21 protein-coding genes and 1 riboswitch are annotated in these 23497 nt (G+C 36.9%); all 21 genes read right to left on the bottom strand.

Translation table 11 applies throughout. The features are described from left to right. Positions 1 to 13: 13 nt before the first annotated feature. The 21 genes from ACIQZA_RS07600 to comGA all read right to left on the bottom strand — a co-directional run bounded on the left by ACIQZA_RS07600 (position 14) and on the right by comGA (position 23173). Positions 14 to 2662, bottom strand: a complete 2649-nt coding sequence (locus ACIQZA_RS07600) for an acetate and sugar kinases/Hsc70/actin family protein (protein WP_248716463.1) — start codon at positions 2660 to 2662, stop codon at positions 14 to 16. 22 nt (positions 2663 to 2684) lie between these two features. Beyond that, positions 2685 to 3380 carry an iron-dependent peroxidase gene (locus ACIQZA_RS07595; protein ID WP_402880828.1) on the bottom strand — a complete coding sequence of 232 codons (696 nt, stop codon included), beginning with the start codon at positions 3378 to 3380 and terminating at the stop codon, positions 2685 to 2687. After that, positions 3371 to 4645 (bottom strand): normocyte-binding protein, encoded by a 1275-nt coding sequence (locus ACIQZA_RS07590; protein WP_402881193.1) that lies wholly within the window; start codon positions 4643 to 4645, stop codon positions 3371 to 3373. The genes ACIQZA_RS07595 and ACIQZA_RS07590 overlap by 10 nt, the downstream gene beginning before the upstream one ends. Before the next feature lie 4 nt (positions 4646 to 4649). Beyond that, positions 4650 to 6281, bottom strand: coding sequence for a serine/threonine protein phosphatase (locus ACIQZA_RS07585; RefSeq protein ID WP_402880830.1), 1632 nt, complete (start codon positions 6279 to 6281; stop codon positions 4650 to 4652). 50 nt (positions 6282 to 6331) lie between these two features. Next, positions 6332 to 7171, bottom strand: a complete 840-nt coding sequence (locus ACIQZA_RS07580) for a PP2C family protein-serine/threonine phosphatase (protein ID WP_402880832.1) — start codon at positions 7169 to 7171, stop codon at positions 6332 to 6334. 6 nt (positions 7172 to 7177) lie between these two features. After that, a complete protein-coding gene (locus tag ACIQZA_RS07575) occupies positions 7178 to 7705 on the bottom strand; it encodes an FHA domain-containing protein (protein ID WP_142507236.1) in 528 nt (175 codons plus the stop codon). A 39-nt stretch (positions 7706 to 7744) separates the two neighbouring features. After that, complete coding sequence (locus ACIQZA_RS07570; RefSeq protein WP_402880834.1) at positions 7745 to 8320, bottom strand: FHA domain-containing protein; 576 nt, start codon at positions 8318 to 8320, stop codon at positions 7745 to 7747. Between the two features lie 36 nt (positions 8321 to 8356). Further along, complete coding sequence (locus ACIQZA_RS07565) at positions 8357 to 8791, bottom strand: J domain-containing protein (RefSeq protein ID WP_402880836.1); 435 nt, start codon at positions 8789 to 8791, stop codon at positions 8357 to 8359. A 92-nt stretch (positions 8792 to 8883) separates the two neighbouring features. Next, positions 8884 to 9309: a membrane-associated protease 1 gene (locus ACIQZA_RS07560; protein ID WP_142507239.1), complete on the bottom strand. Its 426-nt coding sequence runs from the start codon at positions 9307 to 9309 to the stop codon at positions 8884 to 8886. Between the two features lie 228 nt (positions 9310 to 9537). After that, positions 9538 to 11706: a transcriptional regulator gene (locus ACIQZA_RS07555; protein WP_402880838.1), complete on the bottom strand. Its 2169-nt coding sequence runs from the start codon at positions 11704 to 11706 to the stop codon at positions 9538 to 9540. 457 nt (positions 11707 to 12163) lie between these two features. After that, the gene (locus ACIQZA_RS07550) at positions 12164 to 13087 is read right to left on the bottom strand and encodes a serine/threonine-protein kinase (protein WP_402880840.1); all 924 of its coding nucleotides are present in this window, start codon (positions 13085 to 13087) and stop codon (positions 12164 to 12166) included. A gap of 1335 nt (positions 13088 to 14422) precedes the next feature. After that, positions 14423 to 15886: an aminomethyl-transferring glycine dehydrogenase subunit GcvPB gene (gene gcvPB, locus ACIQZA_RS07545; RefSeq protein WP_402880841.1), complete on the bottom strand. Its 1464-nt coding sequence runs from the start codon at positions 15884 to 15886 to the stop codon at positions 14423 to 14425. Further along, the gene (gene gcvPA, locus ACIQZA_RS07540; RefSeq protein ID WP_142507244.1) at positions 15879 to 17225 is read right to left on the bottom strand and encodes an aminomethyl-transferring glycine dehydrogenase subunit GcvPA; all 1347 of its coding nucleotides are present in this window, start codon (positions 17223 to 17225) and stop codon (positions 15879 to 15881) included. Before gcvPA ends, gcvPB begins: the two co-directional genes overlap by 8 nt. A 24-nt stretch (positions 17226 to 17249) precedes the next feature. Then, positions 17250 to 18353, bottom strand: coding sequence for a glycine cleavage system aminomethyltransferase GcvT (gene gcvT, locus ACIQZA_RS07535; protein ID WP_402880843.1), 1104 nt, complete (start codon positions 18351 to 18353; stop codon positions 17250 to 17252). Positions 18354 to 18635: 282 nt separating this feature from the next. Continuing rightward, a riboswitch (glycine riboswitch) is annotated at positions 18636 to 18728 on the bottom strand. Positions 18729 to 18872: 144 nt separating this feature from the next. After that, the gene (locus tag ACIQZA_RS07530; protein WP_142507246.1) at positions 18873 to 19388 is read right to left on the bottom strand and encodes a shikimate kinase; all 516 of its coding nucleotides are present in this window, start codon (positions 19386 to 19388) and stop codon (positions 18873 to 18875) included. Positions 19389 to 19585: 197 nt separating this feature from the next. Continuing rightward, complete coding sequence (gene comGF, locus ACIQZA_RS07525) at positions 19586 to 20011, bottom strand: competence type IV pilus minor pilin ComGF (protein WP_400936283.1); 426 nt, start codon at positions 20009 to 20011, stop codon at positions 19586 to 19588. Beyond that, entirely contained in the window at positions 20004 to 20321 is a 318-nt protein-coding gene (locus ACIQZA_RS07520) for a hypothetical protein (protein ID WP_402880845.1), read from the bottom strand. The genes comGF and ACIQZA_RS07520 overlap by 8 nt, the downstream gene beginning before the upstream one ends. Next, positions 20314 to 20754, bottom strand: a complete 441-nt coding sequence (gene comGD / locus ACIQZA_RS07515) for a competence type IV pilus minor pilin ComGD (RefSeq protein ID WP_400936286.1) — start codon at positions 20752 to 20754, stop codon at positions 20314 to 20316. The genes ACIQZA_RS07520 and comGD overlap by 8 nt, the downstream gene beginning before the upstream one ends. After that, positions 20754 to 21092 carry a competence type IV pilus major pilin ComGC gene (gene comGC, locus ACIQZA_RS07510; protein WP_402880847.1) on the bottom strand — a complete coding sequence of 113 codons (339 nt, stop codon included), beginning with the start codon at positions 21090 to 21092 and terminating at the stop codon, positions 20754 to 20756. Before comGC ends, comGD begins: the two co-directional genes overlap by 1 nt. Positions 21093 to 21102: 10 nt before the next feature. Continuing rightward, entirely contained in the window at positions 21103 to 22176 is a 1074-nt protein-coding gene (comGB, locus tag ACIQZA_RS07505) for a competence type IV pilus assembly protein ComGB (RefSeq protein WP_402880849.1), read from the bottom strand. After that, positions 22154 to 23173, bottom strand: coding sequence for a competence type IV pilus ATPase ComGA (gene comGA, locus ACIQZA_RS07500; RefSeq protein WP_400936290.1), 1020 nt, complete (start codon positions 23171 to 23173; stop codon positions 22154 to 22156). Before comGA ends, comGB begins: the two co-directional genes overlap by 23 nt. Between the last annotated feature and the right edge of the window lie 324 nt (positions 23174 to 23497).

Raw genomic sequence — 23497 nt, 5'->3', positions numbered from 1 at the left:
TGTTTTTCACTGTTTACTTTAATCCATCAAAGAAATCTAGCTCAGACAAATCGGTCTCAAAGGCAAAGAATTCCTTGCTACCGATAAACAGCTGCTCGTCTTTCCTTGCTACAGGAACTACATGGAAGCCCCAATGATCCTCGCCTGCAAAGACGAAGAACTTCACTTCTCCATTCGTGATGGAGTCCGTCTCGTCCTGCGGAATTTTATCTTGATAATGCATCGCGATATTCTCATAAAGAACAGGCACATATTCCTCCTGACGATTAAAGTACGTGTATTTATACGATGTGTGATTGTCACTACCCGTTAGGAAAAACTCAACTTCTTTTACACCCCATGGGCGAGAAATCGTACCGTGAATTTGATTCAGTCTTTCTAAGCTACTAATGAGTAATTTTTCCTGACGATTATGTGTAAAGGCACTGACAGCATAAGGGACAACTGGCGCATGATTCGTCACTTCTGTTTCGATCATGCCGATTTTCTTGGCATTTAAATAACGAAGTGCTCCCCTTAAACAAGCAAGCTTTAACTCTGGAACTTTCCCAATGTTTTCTGCCTTTTGTCTAAATTCAATGCTGCGTCCTGGGACAAATTCCTTTAAAGCCTCGCGAAATGCGTCTATTTTACAGGATTGTCCCGTTAATTTAATGATGGAATAGTCACTCAGTATGCCATTCTCATAAAATTCCTCTAAAAACTCTCGCACGATATCATAAATATCCGCCTTTATGAGATGATTGATTTCTTTAATATTGAAAAAGACATTTGGGAAGTCATAAACTTCTTTAAATTGATTATTTTCCACCAACGACAGGCACCAGCGGTCTACTGCTGTGACATTTAAATCACTATCATGCTGCATATCGCTATCCGCATAAAAACGACTTCTTAATATACCCGTTTTGCGGAAAAACTCCTTCTTCATCTCTTCTGCCATTTCCCATAAGAAATAATAATTATTGCGGACACGTAGGTATTCATCACGCGTGCGATTTTCATATTCTTTAAAGCGTGTAGGGATAATATTTTCGGCATCTACAAAGGCTTTTTCGAATTGCTCGTACACTGCTTCCACACCATGATCGTCTACAAATCGATAAATATCCTTACCTGGAATATCGATTAATGCATCGATATCATAATCATTCTTTCCTCGACTATAATAATTGGCAAAGACGATTTTCATAAATTGGAAAATACGATACGTAATATTGTTGCCTCCAAAATTCGTATCTCCATTTTCATAGGTAGTATGAATATCAATTTTGTAAGAAATATGTCCGTCCTCTATCCGAAACTTACAGGAAGAAAGGTCTGTTGTTCCGCCTCCACAATCGATCACGAGTGCTTTATATTCCTTGCCATCGAGAAAACTATTATTCTCTATTTGATTGGCAATCGTATTATAAAGAACCGACATTCCTTCATCGAGAGCATGCTCCGTTTCAATTTGATATTCAGGCAAAATCGCACGAAACATATCTAAAAATTGTGTTTTCAGCTTAACAGGACTGGAAATATGTAAATGCTTGAAGCGACATTTAAATTGATGCTCTGCCATTCGAATAACATAAAGCATAAACTCTCTTATAATTTGGCTCCGTGGAACAAGTGCCGTATTCCCGTTAGCATCCATCACCTCTTCCAGCTTGGCATAATTACTAACCCAGCGTTTAATACCTTGGAATTTCGTAGCCAATGATGTATAGCTATTTTTTTTCATCATTTTTAATGCTTCATAACCAAAGTGATAGCCTACTTGATCTGCATTGGAGCAATCTGCTACAGTCATGACTGTCGGCACTACTTCAATCCATTCGTTTTGATGAAGTGGATCTGGAAATTGTACAAAATTAATGCTATTTAGCTGAATTCTGTTATTTAATAAATCATGACTACAAGGAGAGGATACATAATCACTCTCTAAATAGACACCGGCCGTTGTATTTGTTGTTCCGAAATCAATAGCAAGAATAGCATTAGTTGTTTCCAGCTGTTTTATTTCTAAATCTGGTATTGGCACCTTATAGTAATGAAGATTTGTTGGCGGAAGTGGGGTTTCCTGATAGTAAGTCTTAAAGATATATTCGGAATCTTGCTTTCTTAAAAAAATAAAGCTGTAGTTTTTATTATTTGTCTTCCGAATACCAATTGCTTGATCAGCTGCGAAATAATATTGATTTGGGACTTCGTCGTCTTTAAGGATATTAAGAATGCCGCAAAGATCTAGCTGCTCATTGACTAGTAGTACATTGGATTCAACAAGAAAACCGCCTGTTTCAACGAAATACTGATCGGGTTTATCGATCTTCATCCCACTATATAAGCTCATTTTGGCAGGAATTTTAATGTCACCATTGTCAGACATCGGTGTTTTTAAATACTCTTGCATGGCCGCTTCTACTCGTTCAAAGCCACCATCCTTTTTTTCCCTAATAAGAGGGTTTTCTTCAGAGCCACGATATCTTAAAATCTTGTCGATTAACTCATCTCTTGTCAGTGTATTAATAAGCCCTGTCACAAGCTTTTCCTTATAGCAAATATTTCTAAGCTGGAAGGTTGTCATTTCCATTAATTCTACTCGTGTATAGGTCATATATTTCTTGTCTGTATTACGCTTATTGGCATACAGCTTATATGAATATTTAGTTGTCATTGGAATACCTCCTCTGCCCTATTTAGTAAAGAGCTATTCGATCTAGCTTCATAGTTTCCTCTGCATCAATAATGCCGAAGTGATATTGCCAATAAACCTCCATATGAAAACCTATTGGCAGGAAAATTTCTTGTACAAGCCGGACCTTTCCCTCATTCTGTTCTGTCTGCTTTTGACGGATGTATACAAGCAGCTCATCCTGCTCCTCCGATTTCACATAAATCATGCAATTTTTAAAGAGCCTTTTCAGCGTATCCTTTAATAAGTAAATTTCCTCACCTGTCTGATAAAGCCTTAGCATATTTAGTGCAACTATTTCTTGCTCCTTTTTCGTAAAGGCATGCATATTGTCGCGTACCAATTTTCCAAATACATTCGCTTCGATTTCTCTTAAAATAAAACGAATATAGAACTCTCTTTTATTCATGCCTTGCATACGATCAATTTCAGCTAAAAAATGCAATACGGTATCTAAAAGATAATTTCTAAACTCTAAATCTGAAAAATTATCTGGATGGAAGAGACCATTAAAAATTCCGTAATAACGATAATACGGATTTACTTCAACATGCTGTTCAACATACTGTGCATTTAATAGTTGTGGACTAAGTTCCATATAAGGTGAATAGGCTTCGGCAAGATGAAAATATATATCCTTGTTAGAAAGGCCTTCATCCTCAGCTTTAATAAGCAAATCCCAAATATAGTTCATAGCCAAACACCTACACATTCATATTCGAAGAAATGGCGTTGCACTTCTGAAACGAGGAAGCTTAAAATATCGTTTGCAATAAAGTTTCTCTCCTCATTCGCCTTAAACTTTAGTAGCATCGTTTTTTTATGATTATTTTCTCCTATCATTTCCGTTAAGAAAGTGTTCGCAGAATGAGTAAAGCTTGTTCCAGAATAGGCGTCCACTATTTCGATATCTACAAGCTCAAAGCTGTTAGCAGCCTCGAAGGAATTAATCATACGCGTAATTTCGCCCTTCGTTTTAACAGTAGCCGTATACTTGTTAGCAAATTTGTGTATAAAATGCTCAATTCTTCTATTTGATACAAGCTCGTAATGTAATTTCCCAATTTTCTCATCTGCCATTTTTGCAATTTTTATTAGCTGCCAGACCCCCGACTTATCGCGGGGTGAGACAATTGTTAATTCGTTGTCTGAACGTTTAACGTAACGAACATTATCCTCATCGGCCTCTACAAGATAGCCATGCTCGTTGCCGATTTTACGTATGGAAAGGACATGCTCATAATTCACCTTATCGCTTGCAGGGATGGGAAAACCGACATTTTTGACCTCATGACGTTCAATATTCCATAGTGGAACCATATTTAAGCGTTTTTTGTCCTCATACTCTTCTAAATCAACGATTATTTCAGTAATTTCAGCATCCTCATTTAAAGGTGGGCAATCTTCTAAATTGACATTAAAAAATTTATAAATGAATGGATGATTAATCGTTTTCCATGGTAGGCCATTTATTTGGAAAAGCGGATATAGCTTGTTCATCTCTTGTAAATAGTCCGTATTTTGGGTAAGGCTGACCTTTATCTCTACTTGTCCTTCTGTCGTTACTAGCTTTCCACTAAAGAGTCGCTGCTCAGCAAGTAACTGTTGAATTTGCATGGAATCACATTCTAGAAATAATGTGAACAGTTCTGCAGATTCCTTGTTTTTAAACGCTTCAAGTATTTTTTTTATATTGATGGATTTACTTTCTAAATCAGCTGGCCGCATCGGGAATAAGCATTCATGAATAGGGTCAACATCCTCCTTAGAACTTAGCGTCACATAAATATCAAACCTATCCTCAACATCATCCATTTCGTTGAATATGCGCTCCTCGAGCCTGTTGTTCATGTCATCCTGATAATCGATTAAATTTACAAAAACGCCACTGACAATATCCTTTAGCAGTTGACGTTGCTCTAAATCCTCTATTTTGCGTAACCGTTCAATCATGAGCTCTTTCATCAATTTATTTTCCCTCTTTCATCACTTCAGCATTAGATGGCTCACTGGCAGCTGTCCCTTCATTCGTAGGTGGCGCTGCATTATCAGCAGTTTGCGGTTGAGGAGGAGGATTCAATTTATCATTGGCATTCATAACCTTTCGCTCAAGACCTAAAACCTTCGACAGCAGCTCTGTCTCCTGATAAATTTCCTGTGCAAGTGTATAATATTCAATCGCTTTCCCAAACTCTTGGCGTGCATAGCTCTGATCTCCGCTTTTTTCTAAGCTTTCTGCCTTTAATTCCTTTTGGGCCTTTTTCAATTCAGCAATTTTAGCCTCTGTATCTTCTATTTTTGTCTTTATTTCAGGTTCGCCCGTATAGGCAATTGTCAAGGCTTTTTTTCTTGCCTTTTGATACGTTTCAAGAGCCCCATTGTAGTCCTCTGCCTCAAATCGGAAATCTCCATCTTTCACAGCTTCAGCAATTTGTACAATAGTATCCATATTGGCGATTCTTTGTTCAACTACTCCTTTCCCAAAGTCTTTAATAAGCTTTCCTTCTTTTTTAGCCTTTTCATATTGCTCAAGCGCATCGTTAAATTTACCTTCTTCCGCTGCTTTATCTCCGTTGATAATCAAATCGGTAACTCTTAATTTTTTAGCTAGTAAATTTCTATGTATTGGATCCTTCAATTTTTTGGCCGCATTTCTGCCCTCACTATATTCCAACAGTGCCTTATCATAAGTTCCATCTTGAAAATACTGGTTTCCGCTCTTTTCATGATCTTTCATCTCTACGGTTAATTCAGCCATTTTTTTAGCTTGCTTCACCTGATAAAAAATGGTGCCTCCACCTACGACTAAAGCTAACACTAATGCAGCTGCAATCATTTTGATGTATTTCATTTTTTTCTTATTTGTTTCCTGATAAACCTTGTTAGCAAATATAGCTGCGATTGTGTAATTATTGACAACTTTCTTTTGCCTACTTAACAGTATCTCTTCTAATAAATCAATGTATTGTTCAGGCTCTTTTGCTTCTTCCAACGCATCTGCCATTTCAATTTCATTGACATCTTCCCAAAAGCCAGCTGTACAAAGCACTAGTACATCGTCATCCATTAATTTCATTTTCTTAGAAACAAAAGGCTGAAAATCTTTTGGTTTACCAAGATAATTTAATAAATTGGTTCTTTCCTCATGCTGGCTAATATCGAGCGAACGATTCCTATTATTCACGATCTCTTGCGCTAAGCTTTGATCCGTGCTTTTATACGATAAAGTACCATTCCGGAAATGATACAGTCTCGAATTTCCGGCAACTGCCACAATCATCTTGGAGTAATCTGAGACGACCATAACAATACTAGCCTTCAATCTTACCCTTAAGCTTTGAGCTTGAAGTATGTCTTGCGCATTTTTCAAATATTTTTTAATGCTTCTTCTAGACATGGATGGCTTTTCCATAAATTTTTCTAAAATTGCCTTCACAGCAAGCTCTGCACTACTTATTTCCTGATCAGAATCTAATCCTTTTATAGCTACCCAGCAGGCTATATCGTCCAGCTCTGTATAGGCAAAGTAATCTTTATTTTGCAAAAATGAGCCCGCTTCGGATAAAAAGCTTGTTTTAAAGTTGCTATTTTCCTTTCTCATGATTACTCCTCCTTATTTACTGACTCATTTAAAGACGACAAGTAAAATGATTACCATGTTTTTTCTAGAATAACGATGGTTGCATTATCTTGATTTTTTAAGCGTTTTTGTTCAACGGCTTTAATAATGTCTTGAGCAATATCATAGGGAGTCGCTTGCTGAGAAAGAATTTTCTCCATTTCAACCTCTGTTAAAGTGTCATAGACTCCATCACTAAATAAACATACCTTGTCCCCTCTATTTAGCTGAATCGGACTTTTTCCTATATCCATATTTTTAAAGCCTTCATACCCTAAATAATTGATAAGTCTCTTTTTCAAAGGATTTTCCTGCACCTCAAGCTGAGATATTTCACCAGATATATATCGCTCAGTTAACACTGATTCAAAAATATGTTTTTGATTGATTGCCGTAAATTCTCCATTTCGAAAAATGGTTATGACACTATCTCCAACGGCTCCCCAGTGAAGAAATCCGTTATCATCAATAACGGCTGCTACTAATGTTGTACCACCATTCGAGCCATTTAAATTTTCGACAATCATATGATTACTTGCAAAAGCAGCCTCCTTAAAAAATTTTTCTAGCATATTTAGACCGCTAAGCTTTTTGAATTCTTCTATAAATGTATTGACAGCAACTGTGCTTGCCATCCTACCGTTGGCTAAACCACTGATTCCATCTGCTAGGACAGCAATTGTCCCATCATTCGTTTCAGCTGTAGAGAAATAATCATCTTGCTCATCACGTCTGCCAATCGTTTGTCCATTTCCAATTTCTATTTTGTTTTTTTCATTTTGTTGCGCAAGCATGTTTCGGATGATTAATAAGGCAACAAGTACAACGATAAAAATAAGCGAAATTATGTAAGGCAGTAGTTTCGGATCCATTTGTCATCATTCCTCACTGTTGTTGTTTTCCCATTCAAAATGAACACCACATAAGGGAATAAAAAGAAACATACTTCTGCCTAACTGAATAACATCGTATGCAGCGAGCTCTGTTGGCGTATAAACCGCTTCATTATTAAGATAAGCTAAGCCTGATGCATCTCCTGGAAGTAGATAAAAGTTTCTTTTTTTAGGATCATAAACAATGACTGCATGGTTACGCTGAGAGATTGAATTATCTCCAACAATGCGAATGTGCATATCCTCTGCTCTACCAATAAAGTTTTTTTCCGATAAAATCCGATAGTCTCGACCCATTTGAGGCCCTTCAATACAAACTAACCATCCCGTTACCGGATCAATGCCATCCATTTCTCCGAGATATGGCATAGTTTTATCATCTACCTCAGCTACAGCTACTTGTTGGCCGCTTGGTCTTTGCTCCTGTTCCACCATTACATTGCAATATGGACAAACATTTCTATGTCTTCTTGAACTAAACATGTGACCATTCGTACATCTAATCAAACTCATTTTCGCTATCCCCCGTCTATGTTACGAATTTACTTGTCTCTATTTCACTAAAATTCGCGTATTTGCTATGTATATCATGTCTCCATTACCGATTGGGTAAGGGCTTTCGTGTTGTATTCTATTTTTAACGCGCTTATGAGCTTTTTTTATACCAACACCATTTACTGAATCAATATCCTCTATGTACCATACGCCAGAAACATTGTTTAATACGGCATGTTCATAGTTGATAAGCGATTCATATTCTGTACCGCTTAAATCGATATCTGCCTTATTGTCAGCTGAACTTTTCCCAATAAGTAATGATGTTTGGTCATCTATCTCCCATTCATCTATTTCAGCTCCTCGATCATTGAGGAGAACTAATTTTCGAATTTTCTTGTTTGTCACATCATCTTTTTTATCTCTTGCTTCATACTGAACAGAGCCATAAACAATTGCTAGTATGACCAACATAAGTCCAATAATTGTTTTCAACATAAAATCCTGATTCATGACAAATACGTAAAGAATGAAAAAGAAGGCGATTATGACAATAATGATATCCATAACTTTTATAATCATTTGTTTCTTTGCTTTTTCAGTGTATGTATCCATTGAATTTTGACCATACATGGTATCACACTCCTTCATACTAGCTATGGCTTCGTTTTACTTGTTAAAAAAACGTTCAAATAAATCTGTTGTATCTAGAGGATTCTTCTTTGCATTCTTATTAAGAGTTGCTCCCGTTTCCTTTGTTTTAGGATTAAAGCCAAAAAAATGCTCAAAATTCTTTTCAATATTGTTCATATTAAAATCTGGCTTTTTTTCAGTAGACTGTTGGCGTGAAGACTGTTTTTCAGATGTCTGTCCCTTGTCCCAACTTTGACTAGCTCCATCTAGTCGAGCATCATATGCTTCTCTTGAAGCTTGATCCTTTAGTACTTTGTATGCCTCTGTCACTGCTAAAAAAATCTTTTCAGATTCTTTGTTTCCACCGCTCACGTCCGGATGATGTTTTTTTGATAGTTTCCGATAAGCGAGTTTTATTTGTTCGGGTGTAGCATCTCTACTGACACCTAACGTTTCATAATGCGTTTTCATGTTTTTCATCCCCAGTATTAGGATTATTCAAAATTATCTAAGGAACTATGAAAGTCCCTTAGATAATTTTGAGTGTCTATCAAGCAACAATCTTAGACAGCGTAGCCGCCTTCGATTTTCGCCAAGTCTGTTTTGTCTTTCTTTTGCTTAATGAATAAGAAAAATTCACCAATACCTTCTGTGTCACCATATTTTTCTGAATAGTCAACGACAAAAGCATTTGGGAAATTAATTTTTCTTACTACTTGATCAGCAGAAATTACTTCTAATGTTACTTTACGGTAACAGTCAGATTTTTCAGCTGGTACTAATGACCATAATCCTAATTTCATCGTATCATCAGAATTGTCACCATCAGTTGCAGTAAGGATTTTACCTCTCACTTTTAAAGTTGCTCCTACATCTGTAGAACGTGCGTTAGAGTCATTTGGAGTATCTGTTTCATACTGAACAGTCATAATGCTATCTAACCCTAGTTCAATTGCTTCTGATCCTTCTACTTTTAATACAAAACCCATTTTTAGTACCTCCTATTATTTGTTGAATCTTCTCAAAAACTGCTTTAGGTGAAATTTATAACTAGCTGTATGCATTCCTACATGCTTAATGCAAGTACATGAAGCATGGAGAAATATGTAATGCTTTCCCCCTGCAAATTTATGGAAGATTCTTATTTATGTTAAAAGATTTATGAGTAAATCTTAAACATACTACTTAAAAAGTTTTTGATTGTCTGTGTAAACTTGTTAGGCCTTAACAGCACTACTTGCCTTTGTAATCATGACTTCAAGATTCTTCACATTACCGTTAAACACTAGGTCAATCTGACATGTGCTTGTTTTTTCATCGATAATGTAGCCGATATCATCTCCATCGTGAATAATGGAGTTTACAAAGCCTTTCTCTTGAAGCCATTTGCTTTTTTGGCTACTTGGATTATTACTAAAGAATCGAACGATATTTTCGTGCTTAAAGTCACCTGATTGGAATCGTAAAATTCTCTCAATATACGTACTAACTTGTGTTTTGTAGATTGAATCAAATCCATCTTCTTCCATCGCTAGACTTCTAGCTTTATACACAGTAATACGTTTAATATCTTTATCTTGCAGCTGCGCATTTTCAGAAGAGAATACAAAGCCAAAGCTTCTGCTGTTAATAGCATCTTTTATGTTATTAGTAAATCCTGAGATTTCTTTTGCCATTGTTGTAACGGTTTTAAGTGAGTTATCACCCGCTTCGATATCGAAGCGTACACCAGGATAATTTCTTTGAACATTTCTGAATGAGTCTTTCAAATATTCTGGACATTGATAAGCGGAAACGATACCTGCTGCTACATAGCTAGCACCAACATAGACGCCCTCTATCCAAAGCTTTAAAATATCCTCTTTCTCTTTAGATAATCGTGCTCCATTTTCTGTTGTCTGCATTCTTGTATCAATGATTACACCTGATTTATCTTTAGGAATAATCGTGAAGTTCGGTAAACATGGTATCGCAAACTCACTATAATCTTTTCGAACAAGCACTGAGCATTTATCGATTAGGCGATCAATACCTGCAGTAGCAATTCCACTGAATGTCGTTTCTTCTTCCGCCATGAAGTTGAAGAAGATCTGTACTTTATAATCTTTCACAGTATCTAAAAGAATAGATAACGACTCCATTGTATTGCCTTCTTGCTTAGCCACTTTATCGTTCCCTTTAAATCTAGCTCTGCTTACTTTCATTTTTCCAGATGCCTCTAGTTCCAGAGCAGGAACAATTCCATACCAGACCGTATCTGTAAAGTCATTTTTGGCGTTAACTGTGTTTAAATACGTGCGTAATCGTGGTACGTTATTACTTTTAACGAGCATATCTAACTTTGTGTTCGTTACAAGTAACGAAGGCTGCATACCTTTGTTTTTAGTTGTATACTGATCAAAGTACATTTTTACGCCCAATAGCTTTTCCACTAATGGCTTCACTGTTTTTACAAATTCATCCTTAGCATCCTTATAGAATTCTAAGTATGTATTGTAATTTTGTACTTCTGTCTCTACATCAAATTCTGCCTTCACAGCTGGCAAAGGAGAGAAAGTTCTTACGACTAAATCTTTAACATAGGAGGATGGTGATTCTGTAATCGCCTCATAATCCTCTTCAAAAACTGTGCTCAAACCATAGTTACTATTTTCTTCAATAACCATTAGTTCTGAGCTATTATTTTGAGGTGCCTCAATGATTTTTAATTCACCATTATCACCGATAGATAGTGTCCCAATTTGTAATTTTTCAGATTCATCTTCATCTTGATTAACACCTAACAACAGCCTTGTTTTAATATCTTCAATTGCTAAAGGAAGCATCGCCATGACATTGTTGTAATTTCGACTCGCCACTTCAAACATCAAGTTTAGCTTGTCCCCTGTATCCAATTTTTTTGGATCGTCTTCATCTAATTTGTCATATTCACCATATAGGTAATGGATTTCTTTTCGGACTTGTCGAATATCGTCCATAACCTTTTTAGGAGAGATCATATCGAGCAAATTTTCAAACTTAAAATCAACGTTCGCAATGCCCTGACTTCTTTTCGTATCGATAAGTGTAAATAGCATTTTTAAAAAATCATTATTTTGGTCAATGGCTATTTCAGAAATACAGTCATCTTGAATTCCTTCAGGTTTTTTTAATGCATACATAACCTTTTGGTTCGCAGCATTGTAGAATGAGTAAACCGTTGGAGAAAACTTGTCTAAAAATTCATCGAAGCTTTTGACAAGAAGGTATTCATTCATTTCTTTGATTTTTTCATCACTTAGGCTGTCAATCCCTTTTACATCTCCAACAAGCGTAATTAAATCCATTTTTTCAGGATTAATTTCCTCAAAGAGCATGGTTCTGTTTGTTTGACTAATAATCTCCATTCAGTCGGCCGTATGATTATACAGCCATCCCTCCTTTTTGTAACGAATTTCGAGTAAGCATAATCATCAGTAAGCATCAAATAAAAATTAACTTTTTAGTCACAAAATGGTAACTAAAGATAAAGAATTTACAGTTAGTAAAACTAGAATTGTATTCTTACCTCCGACTTCTACATCACTGATGACATTATGTATCACAAAGTAACTATACAATATCTAATTTTATTGTCAATATTTACATTTGAATATTATGTAAAATAAATGTATTTAATTGGGTGTATGGTAAAAAATAAGCATTGAGAAATTTATGATATTTTAACGAAGACAGTGTATGTATTCGTTTTTTTTTACTAAAAAACAGCTTATAGCGTATTTTTTATACTCCATAAACTGCTTCGTAAGCACCTACCTTTAACTGTAAAATGATAACATAGAATCAAATCACCCAAATCATTGGTCAATTTGAATTATTTTCCCTAAAATGGTTCATTATCCTATTGACAATATCTTCAATAGTAATGACTAACTTCATATATTTTAATGAAGAACATCGCTTCCTCGCTTGCACGGCCAGCCCCCACATTATAGTTTGAGATAAAAGAGTACTCACCTTATTATTGTATTTTCTTACATTCTTAATATTATCCTCTATCAACCGCTGCGATATATTAGGTGGAATAACATTTGTCAGAGAATAGTAAAATGTTGCTGCTAAACTATAAATATCTGTATATACACCTTGCTCAGATATAGTCGAATATTGCTCAAGAGGAGAAAATCCTGAACTAGTAAATATTTGATAATTGTCGCCTGTTTTATAAAAAGTCGCTGAACCAAAATCTAGTAAATATGGATTACCTTCAGAATCGATCAAAATATTATTTGGTTTAATGTCACGATGGAGTATCCCTTTTTTATGTAAATAGCTTAAAGCATCAATAAGAGGGAGAAAAATATTAGTGTATAAATGAACTCTATCATTAATGGGATAATCCTTTAAATATTGATCCAATAACATTCCTTCATAATATTCCATAATGATATAAATCGATTCATTTTCTTCAAAGTGGTCAATATATTTGACCAAATTACGATGATTTATTTGCTGCATAATTAACGCTTCATTTAGAAAAATAGCTTTTAAACTCCCGAATTTCTCCTTTGTTGAAGGCAAACGATTAACGACTGTTTTATTATCCAAATCCCGTAAAGCAATGTCATTCGGGAAGAACTCCTTAATAATTACCTGATTCCCTTCATAAGTATTTTCTGCACTATAAACAAAGGACAATTTACTACTAGCAATAACTTCTTTTATTTTATATGTATCGTTCAAAACGCTATTTGCCGGTAAGCCCAATTCAACTTCAGTCGCTTGCATTTTCGTTCAATCATCCCTTTCAACATTTGAATTATGAACAATTTATTACATTTTTAATACGAAATATATTGTTTTAGCCTTATCATCATAACGTGTGGTTGATTTCTGTTCCGACTAGGGGCTTCCGATATACCACTTCGCTTCACTGCAAGGTCTCGGACCAACAGATGTTTTTTGCACGAAAGCGTAGTGCTAACGTAGCGACCCGCAAAGGTTTTATCCGCGCTATAGCGACGCGGCAGTGGCTACAGGGTTTTTCTGCGCGATTGCGACGCGGCTTCGGCTTCAGGGTTTTTCTGTGCGATTGCGGCGTGGCTGTGGCTACAGGGTTTTTCTGCGCGATTGCGACGCGGCTGTGGCTACAGGGTTTTTCTGTGCGATTGCGACGCGGCTGTGGCTACAGGGTTTTTCTGCGCGATTGCGACGCAGCAGCGCAACAGCACGAAGTTGGTCACGAAGGCATCCACAACGTTTGATGACAATCCGTTATTTTAACTAAAATACAAATTAATGTAAGTATATCAATATACACCCTTTTATTAAATAGTTATCTTTTAGTAGATTTACATCGAATAGTGGGGGTAGGCACAATGTGAAGCCGTTGCGTTCTTTTTTCCTGCCACTTTGCTGGTTCTATCCATCTTTTTGATGGTTCTATCCGTTGCTCTCGATTTTCTTTCCGTCGCTTGGACCATTCTTTCCGTCTCTTCGGCCCTTCTTTCCGTCACTCTAATTTCTTTCCGTCGCTCTCGACTTTCTTTCCGTCGCTTGGACCATTCTTTCCGTCTCTTCGGCTCTTCTTTCCGTTGCTCTAATTTCTTTCCGTCGCTTTGGACCTTCTTTCCGTCGCTCTCGACTTTCTTTCCGTCACTTGGACCATTCTTTCCGTCGCTCTAACTTCTTTCCGTCACATTGGCTCTTCTTTCCGTCACTCTCGATTTTCTTTCCGTCGCTTGGATCATTCTTTCCGTCTCTTCGGCTCTTCTTTCCGTTGCTCTAATTTCTTTCCGTCGCTTTGGCCCTTCTTTCCGTCGCTCTCGACTTTCTTTCCGTCACTTGGACCATTCTTTCCGTCACTCTAATTTCTTTCCGTCGTCTTGGCCCTTCTTTCCGTCGCTCTCGACTTTCTTTCCGTCTCTTCGGCTCTTCTTTCCGTCGCTCTAATTTCTTTCCGTCACATTGGTCCAGCTTCCCGTCGCTCTCGACTTTCTTTTCCTCTCTTCGGCACTTCTTTCCATCGCTCTGTCTCCTACCCGTCACTTTACTATCAAAAAAAGAATAGAAAAAACGTCCAACAAGTACTTAAATACTCATTGGACGCCTTAAGGCAGTTAATTATGCTTTTTGGTAGCGAAGCACAGGTGTACGAGCAGCGCGTGTTTCGTCTAAGCGAGAAACGACTGTTGTATGTGGTGCTTCTTGTACGATAGATGGATTTTCTTCTGTTTCTTTTGCAATTTGGATCATTATATCGCAGAATGCATCTAATGTTTCTTTTGATTCTGTTTCTGTTGGCTCGATCATTAACGCCTCTTCCACATTTAACGGGAAGTAAGTTGTTGGCGGATGGTAGCCAAAGTCTAACAGACGTTTTGCGATATCTAAAGTACGAACGCCAAGTTTCTTTTGACGACGACCTGATAATACAAATTCATGTTTACAATGACGGTTATATGGTAGATCGTAGAATGGCTCTAAGCGACGCATCATGTAGTTTGCGTTTAGTACAGCGTATTCTGTTACAGCTTTTAAGCCATCTGGACCCATTGTACGGATATAAGTGTATGCACGTACGTTGATACCAAAGTTACCGTAGTAAGGTTTAACACGACCGATTGATTGTGGACGGTCGTAATCTAAGTGATATGTTCCTTCCGCTGTTCTTACTAAAACTGGTTTTGGAAGGAATGGAATTAAATCTGCTTTTACACCTACTGGACCTGAACCTGGGCCACCGCCACCGTGAGGACCTGTAAATGTTTTGTGTAAATTTAAGTGTACGCAGTCAAAGCCCATATCACCAGGACGTGCCTTACTCATAACTGCATTTAAGTTTGCACCGTCATAGTATACTTTACCGCCAACAGAGTGGATCAGTTCTGCCATTTCGATAATGTTTTCTTCAAATAGACCAAGTGTATTTGGATTTGTTAGCATTAATGCAGCTGTATCAGAACCAACTACTTTGCGTAAATCTTCAATATCTACTAAACCATTTTCATCTGATTTAACAGTGATAGTTTCAAAGCCTGCAACAGTTGCCGACGCTGGATTTGTACCGTGAGCAGAGTCAGGAACGATAACTTTATTACGATGACCTTCATCGTTTGCTTCATGGAAGGCACGGATCATCATTAATGCTGTCCATTCACCATGTGCACCCGCCGCTGGTTGTAATGTCACTTCATCCATACCTGTAATTTCAACTAATGAGGTTTGTAGATCGTAAAGAAGCTCCATCGCACCTTGAACTGTTGACTCATCCTGTAATGGGTGAACATTTGCAAAACCAGAAATTCGGGCAACTGCCTCGTTAATTTTAGGATTATATTTCATCGTACAAGAACCAAGAGGGTAGAAGCCAGAGTCCACACCGTGGTTTCGACGAGAAAGTGCTGTATAGTGACGCATAATATCAAGCTCAGATACTTCTGGTAATTCCGCTGCTTCTGCGCGTACTAAGTTTGCTGGCAGTAAATCTGCGAGATCAGCCTCTGGTACATCAAGTGCTTCTAAGCTGTAACCTACGCGACCTTCTTTGGAAATTTCAAAAATGAGTGATTGATTTTCGTTATGCATTAAGAGCCCCCATTTCCGCAACAAGTGCATCAATTTCTTCTTTCGTGCGTAATTCTGTTACAGCGATTAGCACGTGATTTTTAAGAGAGTCATATGTTTGACCTAAAGGATAACCACCGATGATACCTTTTTCAATTAAGCCTTTATTAATTTCTTTCACACATTTATTTGTCTTTACAACGATTTCGTTAAAGTGTGCACCTTGGAATGCTACTGTGAAGCCTGCAGCTTCAAAGGCATTTTTAGCATAGCGAGTTTTCGCAATATTTTGCATAGCCATTTCACGAACACCTTGCTTGCCAAGAGCAGTCATTGCTACAGAAGCGGCAAGTGCAAGAAGCGCTTGGTTCGAACAAATATTAGATGTTGCTTTATCACGACGAATATGTTGTTCGCGTGCTTGTAATGTTAAAACATAACCACGACGTCCTTCACCGTCTACTGTTTCACCAACAAGACGACCAGGAACTTTACGCATTAGCTTCGTTGTTACTGCAAAGAAACCACAGTGTGGACCACCGAATGCTTCAGAAATACCGAAGACCTGTGCGTCCCCTACACAAATATCAGCCCCAAGTTTACCAGGTGGTGTTAAAATTCCTAGTGCAAGTGGGTTTGAAGATACAACAAATAAACTTTTTGCCTCATGTGCAATATCGCCAATTACTTGTAAGTCCTCTATTTGACCAAAGAAGTTTGGATATTGTGCAATAACAGCTGCCGTATTGTCATCCATTAATTCCTTTAAAGCTTCTACATCTGTCACACCATCTTTTTGTGGAACAGTAACAATTTCAATGGATTGACCGTATGCATATGTAGCAACGACATCACGATACTCAGGGTGAACCGTTTCCGATACTAAAATTTTCTTACGGCGCGTATGTCCAGCTGCAAGCATACCTGCTTCCGCTAATGCTGTTCCTCCATCGTACATAGAAGAGTTTGCAAGATCCATACCTGTAAGCTCTGCAATCATCGTTTGGAATTCAAAAATTGCTTGTAATTCCCCTTGTGAAATTTCAGGTTGATATGGAGTATACGCTGTGTAAAACTCTGAACGAGAAATAACATGATCCACGATAACCGGTTTATAGTGGTTGTATACGCCAGCACCTAAAAACGATACGTTAGCATTTGTATCTTTATTTTTCGCAGCCATTGCCGTTAATTCTTTTAATAAAGCTGATTCAGATTTTGCTTCTTTAATATCATATAGGCCTTTAAAACGTACTTTTTCTGGAATATCCCCAAATAACTCATCAACTGAGGATACACCGATTACGTCTAACATTTCTTGTTTATCTTGCTCCGTCATTGGTAAATAACGATGTTTCATAAATGTAGGTCCCTCTTTTCAATATTATTTTGAACGCTTGTAAAACGGTGTTTCAACTGTTACTACTTTTAAGTGCTTACCACGAATTTCGATTTCCAATTCAGTTCCGATAGTTGCGAATTGGCTGTCAATTAATGCGTGACCAACATTACGTTTAGAAGAAGGAAGCTGTGTACCTGTTGTCACTTCACCGATTTCCTGACCATCCTTAAACACTTTGTAGCCATGACGAGGAATTCCTTTATCAATCATTTCAATGCCAACAATTTTACGTGACAGTCCATTTTCTTTTTGTGCCGCTAATGCATCATGGCCATTAAAGCCCTCTTTATTTAACTTCACAGCAAAACCAATACCAGCCTCTAGAGGTGAAATTGTTGTTGATAGCTCTTGACCGTATAATGGAAGACCTGCTTCGAAACGAAGTGTATCACGGCATCCTAGACCTGCTGGTATAACGCCTTTGTCTTTTCCAGCCTCTAAAATTTCGTTCCATAAAGCTTTAATATCTTCTGGAGAGCCGTATAATTCAAAACCATCTTCCCCCGTGTAACCGCTACGGGATACTAATGCTTTATGACCAGCAACTTCAACGTCTGCTTGGAAACGGAAGTATTTAATCGTTTTTAAATCAGTGTCTGTTAATGTTTGAAGAACTTCTTCTGCTAATGGACCTTGAAGGGCAATTTGTGCATAAGCATCTGATTGATTGTCGATCGTTACATCATATTGATGTTGGTTTTCCATCATCCAATCATAATCTTTTTCAATATTTGCCGCATTTACGCACAATAAATAATGATTGTCTGCTAATTTATACGTTAATAAATCATCAACAACGCCACCATCTTCATAGCACATTGCATTATATTGCGCTTGACCTACTGCAATTTTTGAAATATCATTTGTCAAAAGATTTTGTAAAAAATCTAGTGAATTAGGTCCAGTTACTAAAATTTCACCCATATGTGATACATCAAATAAGCCAGCACGATTACGAACTGCATCATGCTCTTCTTTAATAGAAGAGAATTGTACTGGTAATTCCCATCCGCCAAAGTCGATTGTTTTACCACCATACTTTGCATATTCTTCAAATAGAGGTGTACGCTTTAATTCATTCGTCATTATTTTTGCCCCCTTAAATGGTAGTTACATTTTTTACTGGTAGTAGTTCGTCTGCTTTTTATAAGTGCAATCATGCTTCCCCTGTTTGTTCATTCAATTAAGGAATAGAAACTAACAACATTAGGCAAAACATTTAGACATAAAAAAAGACAGACGAACCCCTTTTCGGGATTCTCTGTCCTTAAACCTGAAAGTTACACCAGACTGGCTCGCATACCTACAATGCCAAACAGCCGGCTTTCCCCTTTGGTGGCTGTAGTACTACAGCTCTCTCCAGAGTTGCGTCTTGTACGAGTCCTTTTACCTGAGAGATTCATAACATTTTGTTATTTGCTCCTTCGGTGACGTCTACACGTGCTCTCCCCGCACAATCATCCGCCCAAGATTCATCTTGGTACTATTTAGTATTCAATGAACATTTAGTTACTTATTTGTCTATATCCTAACATTAATTGCATTGAAAAGGCAATCATTTTTTAATTTATATCAAAACACGAACGTTTGATTCATTTATTTTAATCAACGTTCGCCTTTTAACCTTTTAACTTGGAATACTAAATACTCAAGAATTTGGCGGAGTGTTCTGCCCTCTGTTAACACTTGTATATGTCCAGTTTCACGATAGAATCTTCTTCTGTAATGATACAGCTTCTCTAGCTCCTCTTTCGTTGAACTCTGTACAATTGGTCTGTTCGGATCATGCTGTATTCGTTTGTATATATCTTCGAATGTCGCATCTAAAAAAAACACGAGCCCACTGCGTCTCATTATTTTTCGATTTTCAGCATTGATTGCAACTCCACCACCTGTTGAAATAATACAAGCTTCGTCTCGGAAATTTTTCAAAAATTCTGTTTCTATTTCTCGAAAACGTACTTCTCCATATTTTTCAAATATCTGTGGAATTGTCATTCCCTGCTGCCGAACGATCTCATGATCCATATCATAATAAGGCATCTTTAACAAATAGCTTAAACGTCTTCCTAACGCACTTTTGCCGGAGCCCATAAAACCAACTAAATATATTTTTCGCATTCGAATCACCTTCTTATAACTACGATTCTACACTGTCTGACAAAATTTGTCCTAATAAATTTATCGTAGCTCGAATATTCAGCTTTTCTAGGTCATTATATGTTCGAAACTGAATCTCATAAGACATACAATACGTAAGAACAAAAGTAGTTACAAAAAATAATAATGCAATTGCGATTAAAAATATAGCCCCTCTGTCACTTTTCAATAACTGGAACATAGAAAGTTCGCTCCTTTTTGATACCACTTGGAAGTTCTACAGCTACTGTTAACATATTTTTTTCAAATTGGAACTGACATTTGTTAATATCAATTAGCATTGGTACATGACCACCATTTACTTGTTCACGAATTAAATTGCTATAACAATCAATATTATGAATAGTATCTCCTTTCTGGAAGGTTATTCTCTTTTGGTCTTGTCGAATCGTAAATGAAGAAATATCATTTAAATACATATTCAAATCATAAACAAAAACCTCCCACTTCGATTGTTCATCAGATAGTACTGTTGTTTTCATTTCTACAAACCAAAGCATAATGAACACAACAAGGTGTGCAATAAGCACAAAAACAACTAATTGAAATAAGGCTTCTAATAATGTATAGCCACGTTCATTCATCGACTTCACCTGTCAGTTGTATACATTTTTTACGTAATTCCCGTGTATTTTGAAAACTTACACAAATTCCCTGTCCATTCATAGACCATTGGAAATTTACATTTTCAACGGTATTAGTGCCTTCAGTTTGCTGTAAATAGCGATAACGCTTTAAGCCTTCATAGGCGGTTTCAGCTGCGATAACTTCTAACTTCTTGTTATAAAGAGTCGACTTCATCATGTAGCTGATCGGTATTAATGTCGTGCATAATAACATAACAATGACTATTGATAAAATCGTTTCTACAAATGAATAGCCAGATTCATTCAACTCTCGATCTCCCTCGTCCTAACGTAATCACAACCTTTTTAGTACCCTGAGGCGTTTTAAAATAAACAGTCCCTGGGGTCATGACGTTTCCATTGTAATTGTATATAATCGTGTTAATTGAACCTGAAGAAAGTACGACCTCAACCCCTTTTGGGAAAGGTCGTTCAAATAATTCTGTATAAAAATCCTTTTTAATGATATATCTTTTTGATGAGCTCTCAAATTTTATCGAAATGTATTCTCTTTTGTGCATACTATACGTTTGTATATATTGTATATCTAATTGAATTTGTGTGAAAAATCGCTCAATCTCTCTAGTTTCCTCTGCTTTAACCGAGTACTTTATGACAATCGCCGACAAACACATAACGATAAACAATACAATGAGCATTTCAACAAATGTAACACCACGCTCACTTTTTATAGTATCCATCAGTTACTAGAGCCATTATTAGAAGAAATCTTCGCCAATCGTACCTCTCCATCATTAGTGATCATTATCTCTTCTTTATTAGGACAGGTCGTTTCATCCTTCTTTAAATAGCCTTTTTCTACCAGATTTTCAATTGTTGGATAAGCCATAAAATCTACGCGATACGCCTCTACCTGCCCCTGCACCATAGAGATATACGCTTTACAGCCCTTCTCATCGACGGTGGCAAAATGTTTCGTAACATTAGGGATTGTTATTAAAATTAATATGGAAATAATTAGCAAAACGATGAGCATTTCTATCAACGTAAATCCAGCTTGCTGCTTTATCCGTTTCATTATTATCCTCCTATACTAGTTCAATCATATGATATATTGGTAATAATAAACTTACATATGCAGCAACTATGCACATTGCAATAATGATAAAGAAGGTAGGTTGCACAAACGCAAGGATTTTATGCAATAGTTGCTCTTGCTTTTCTGTCAATAATTCGCTGTACAGTACTAGCTCTTTTCCTAGATAGCCACTTTGCTCTCCATGTTCAACAAATGTTGAGAAATCCATCTGCCAAACCGTCATCAAATGAACAGCTTGTGTCAGCGTATCACCAAAAACAACACGCTCCTTTATACATCGTGCCAGATATTGTAGAAACGGTTGAAGTTGCTGTTGCTCTAAAATTTGTAGACTTGCCTGTAAAGAAAATCCACTTTGGAGTAGACTTCCTAAATAAGCAGCAAATTGTCTCGTCAAAGACATTCGTATATATATCCGAATCAATGGCGTTTTCAGGATAATATTTAGCCGGTGAGCAATCGGACGGCGTTTGAGATAAAGGTGAAAAAAGAAAATACTACAAATTACTGCTATTCCTACGACAATTAAAGCATCAGGAAAATGCAATAATACTTTTGACAAAGCAATGCTTGTCTCCTCTGTACCAGTAGTTCGACTTGTCACCATTTTTTCTATATTAGGAAAGAATATGATGCGAAACACTAAAAACAACAGCATCAAAAATATAATGAGCACTACTGGATATAAGAGTAACTTCATTAATTTTCTCTTCGTCGATTCACTTAAAGCCATTTGCTTTGCCACACCTTTTAAGGTCTCAATCATATGTCCATTGTTTTCGGCAACTGTAATAGCTACTAAATGCTGCTTTGGAATTTGCAACGCTTCAAAAACTCCTAAAACACCGGCACCCTGCCTCAGTTTTTCATTGACTAGCTTTTGTATTTCTTCATGCGCTTCAATATGATGGGGTAATAGAATAGATATAGCTTGTGGGAATAAATAACCTTCCTGCATTAACACGCTTAATCGGCTAAAAAAATGAGCTTGCTCCCTTACTCGCCATTTTGTCGCCTTTTTGTAATCTAATCGAATTCCTTCAAAAAACTTTTGTATTCGCATAGATTTGATTCTCCATCAGTTCTTTTTGCCCTGTAAGTGTTAAATCATGCGGTAACTCAAAGCTAGTTTTTTGCATAATTGCTTTGATAGCCATTTGAAGATGAACATCGCTTAATATTTCAAACAATGCACGGCGTTCTTCCTGAACTATTGGTGATTGGAAAAGTGTTTGAGCAACAATACCCACCACAGTTTGACGAAGTTCTTCCACTGAAACGCCTAAGTCAATAAATCGATAAAGGCAGTTTATCGAATCTTTCGCATGAATTGTCGAAACCACTAAATGACCTGTTAAAGCTGCCTCGATTGCGATTTTCGCAGTCTCTTTATCACGTATTTCACCTATCATAATGACGTCAGGTGAGTGGCGTAAAATAGCCTTTAGTCCTGTAGCGTATGTAACGCCAGCTCGTTCGTTTACTTGAATCTGCAAAAGGTTAGCTTGGTTATTTTCTACAGGGTCCTCCAATGAAATGACATGTCGATTTAGTTCTGTCGAACAGTAATGGATTAAAGAATATAAGGATGTTGATTTACCAGAGCCCGTTGCACCTGTGAAACATAAAAGTCCTTGTTGATGTTTCACTAGTTCCATTAACATTTCTGCTACATATTTGGAATAGGATAAGGAAGTAAGTGGGAATGCATGATTTTGTAGAAACAATCGGACAATTAAGCTTTCTTTTAAAAATACTGAGGGAAGTGTAGAAACACGAAAGGCATATTGATCTTGTTCCATAGCTTTTTGGAAGGAGCCGCTTTGGGGTTTGCGTCGCTCGCTAATATCTAATGCCGCTAAAAATTTATAATAGGAAATCATTCGCTCTGCAAGCTCGTTCGGTAATTCACCAGCTTGGAGCAGCTTATCATATTTTCGAAAATATATACGATATTGTTCACGTTCTGGAACTAATAATAAATCTGATGCACCGAAATGATAGGCCTTTAATAAAAGTTGCTCACATTTTTGCTCAACAACCGTTTCAAAATTTTGCATATTCGCACCCCTCTTCTGGTTCACTCGAATATGACCGCTCTATTCGTTATTCCCTAGTATAGATAGGAAGCTGTTAAGTGAAAAGCCCTTTTCTTAAAATAAAAATTTGATATAAATTTTCCTGTCAAACATGTTTTTTGCTATAAAAATGTGGATAACATACAAATTTCCACTAACTATGAACATAATCTTATGAAAAAGTTAATATTTATGACTAAAGGAACTGTATCTTTTTCAATAATGCAATATAATAGAATTAACATGATTTTTTTCCTACACTTGGTAGAACAGCTAAAAATTCAAAAAATACATAGAGGTGAAGCA

Source organism: Lysinibacillus sp. NPDC096382 (assembly GCF_044762845.1).
In the GTDB taxonomy this organism is placed as follows: Bacteria; Bacillota; Bacilli; order Bacillales_A; family Planococcaceae; genus Lysinibacillus.
This window is presented reverse-complemented; position numbering and strand designations above follow the sequence as displayed.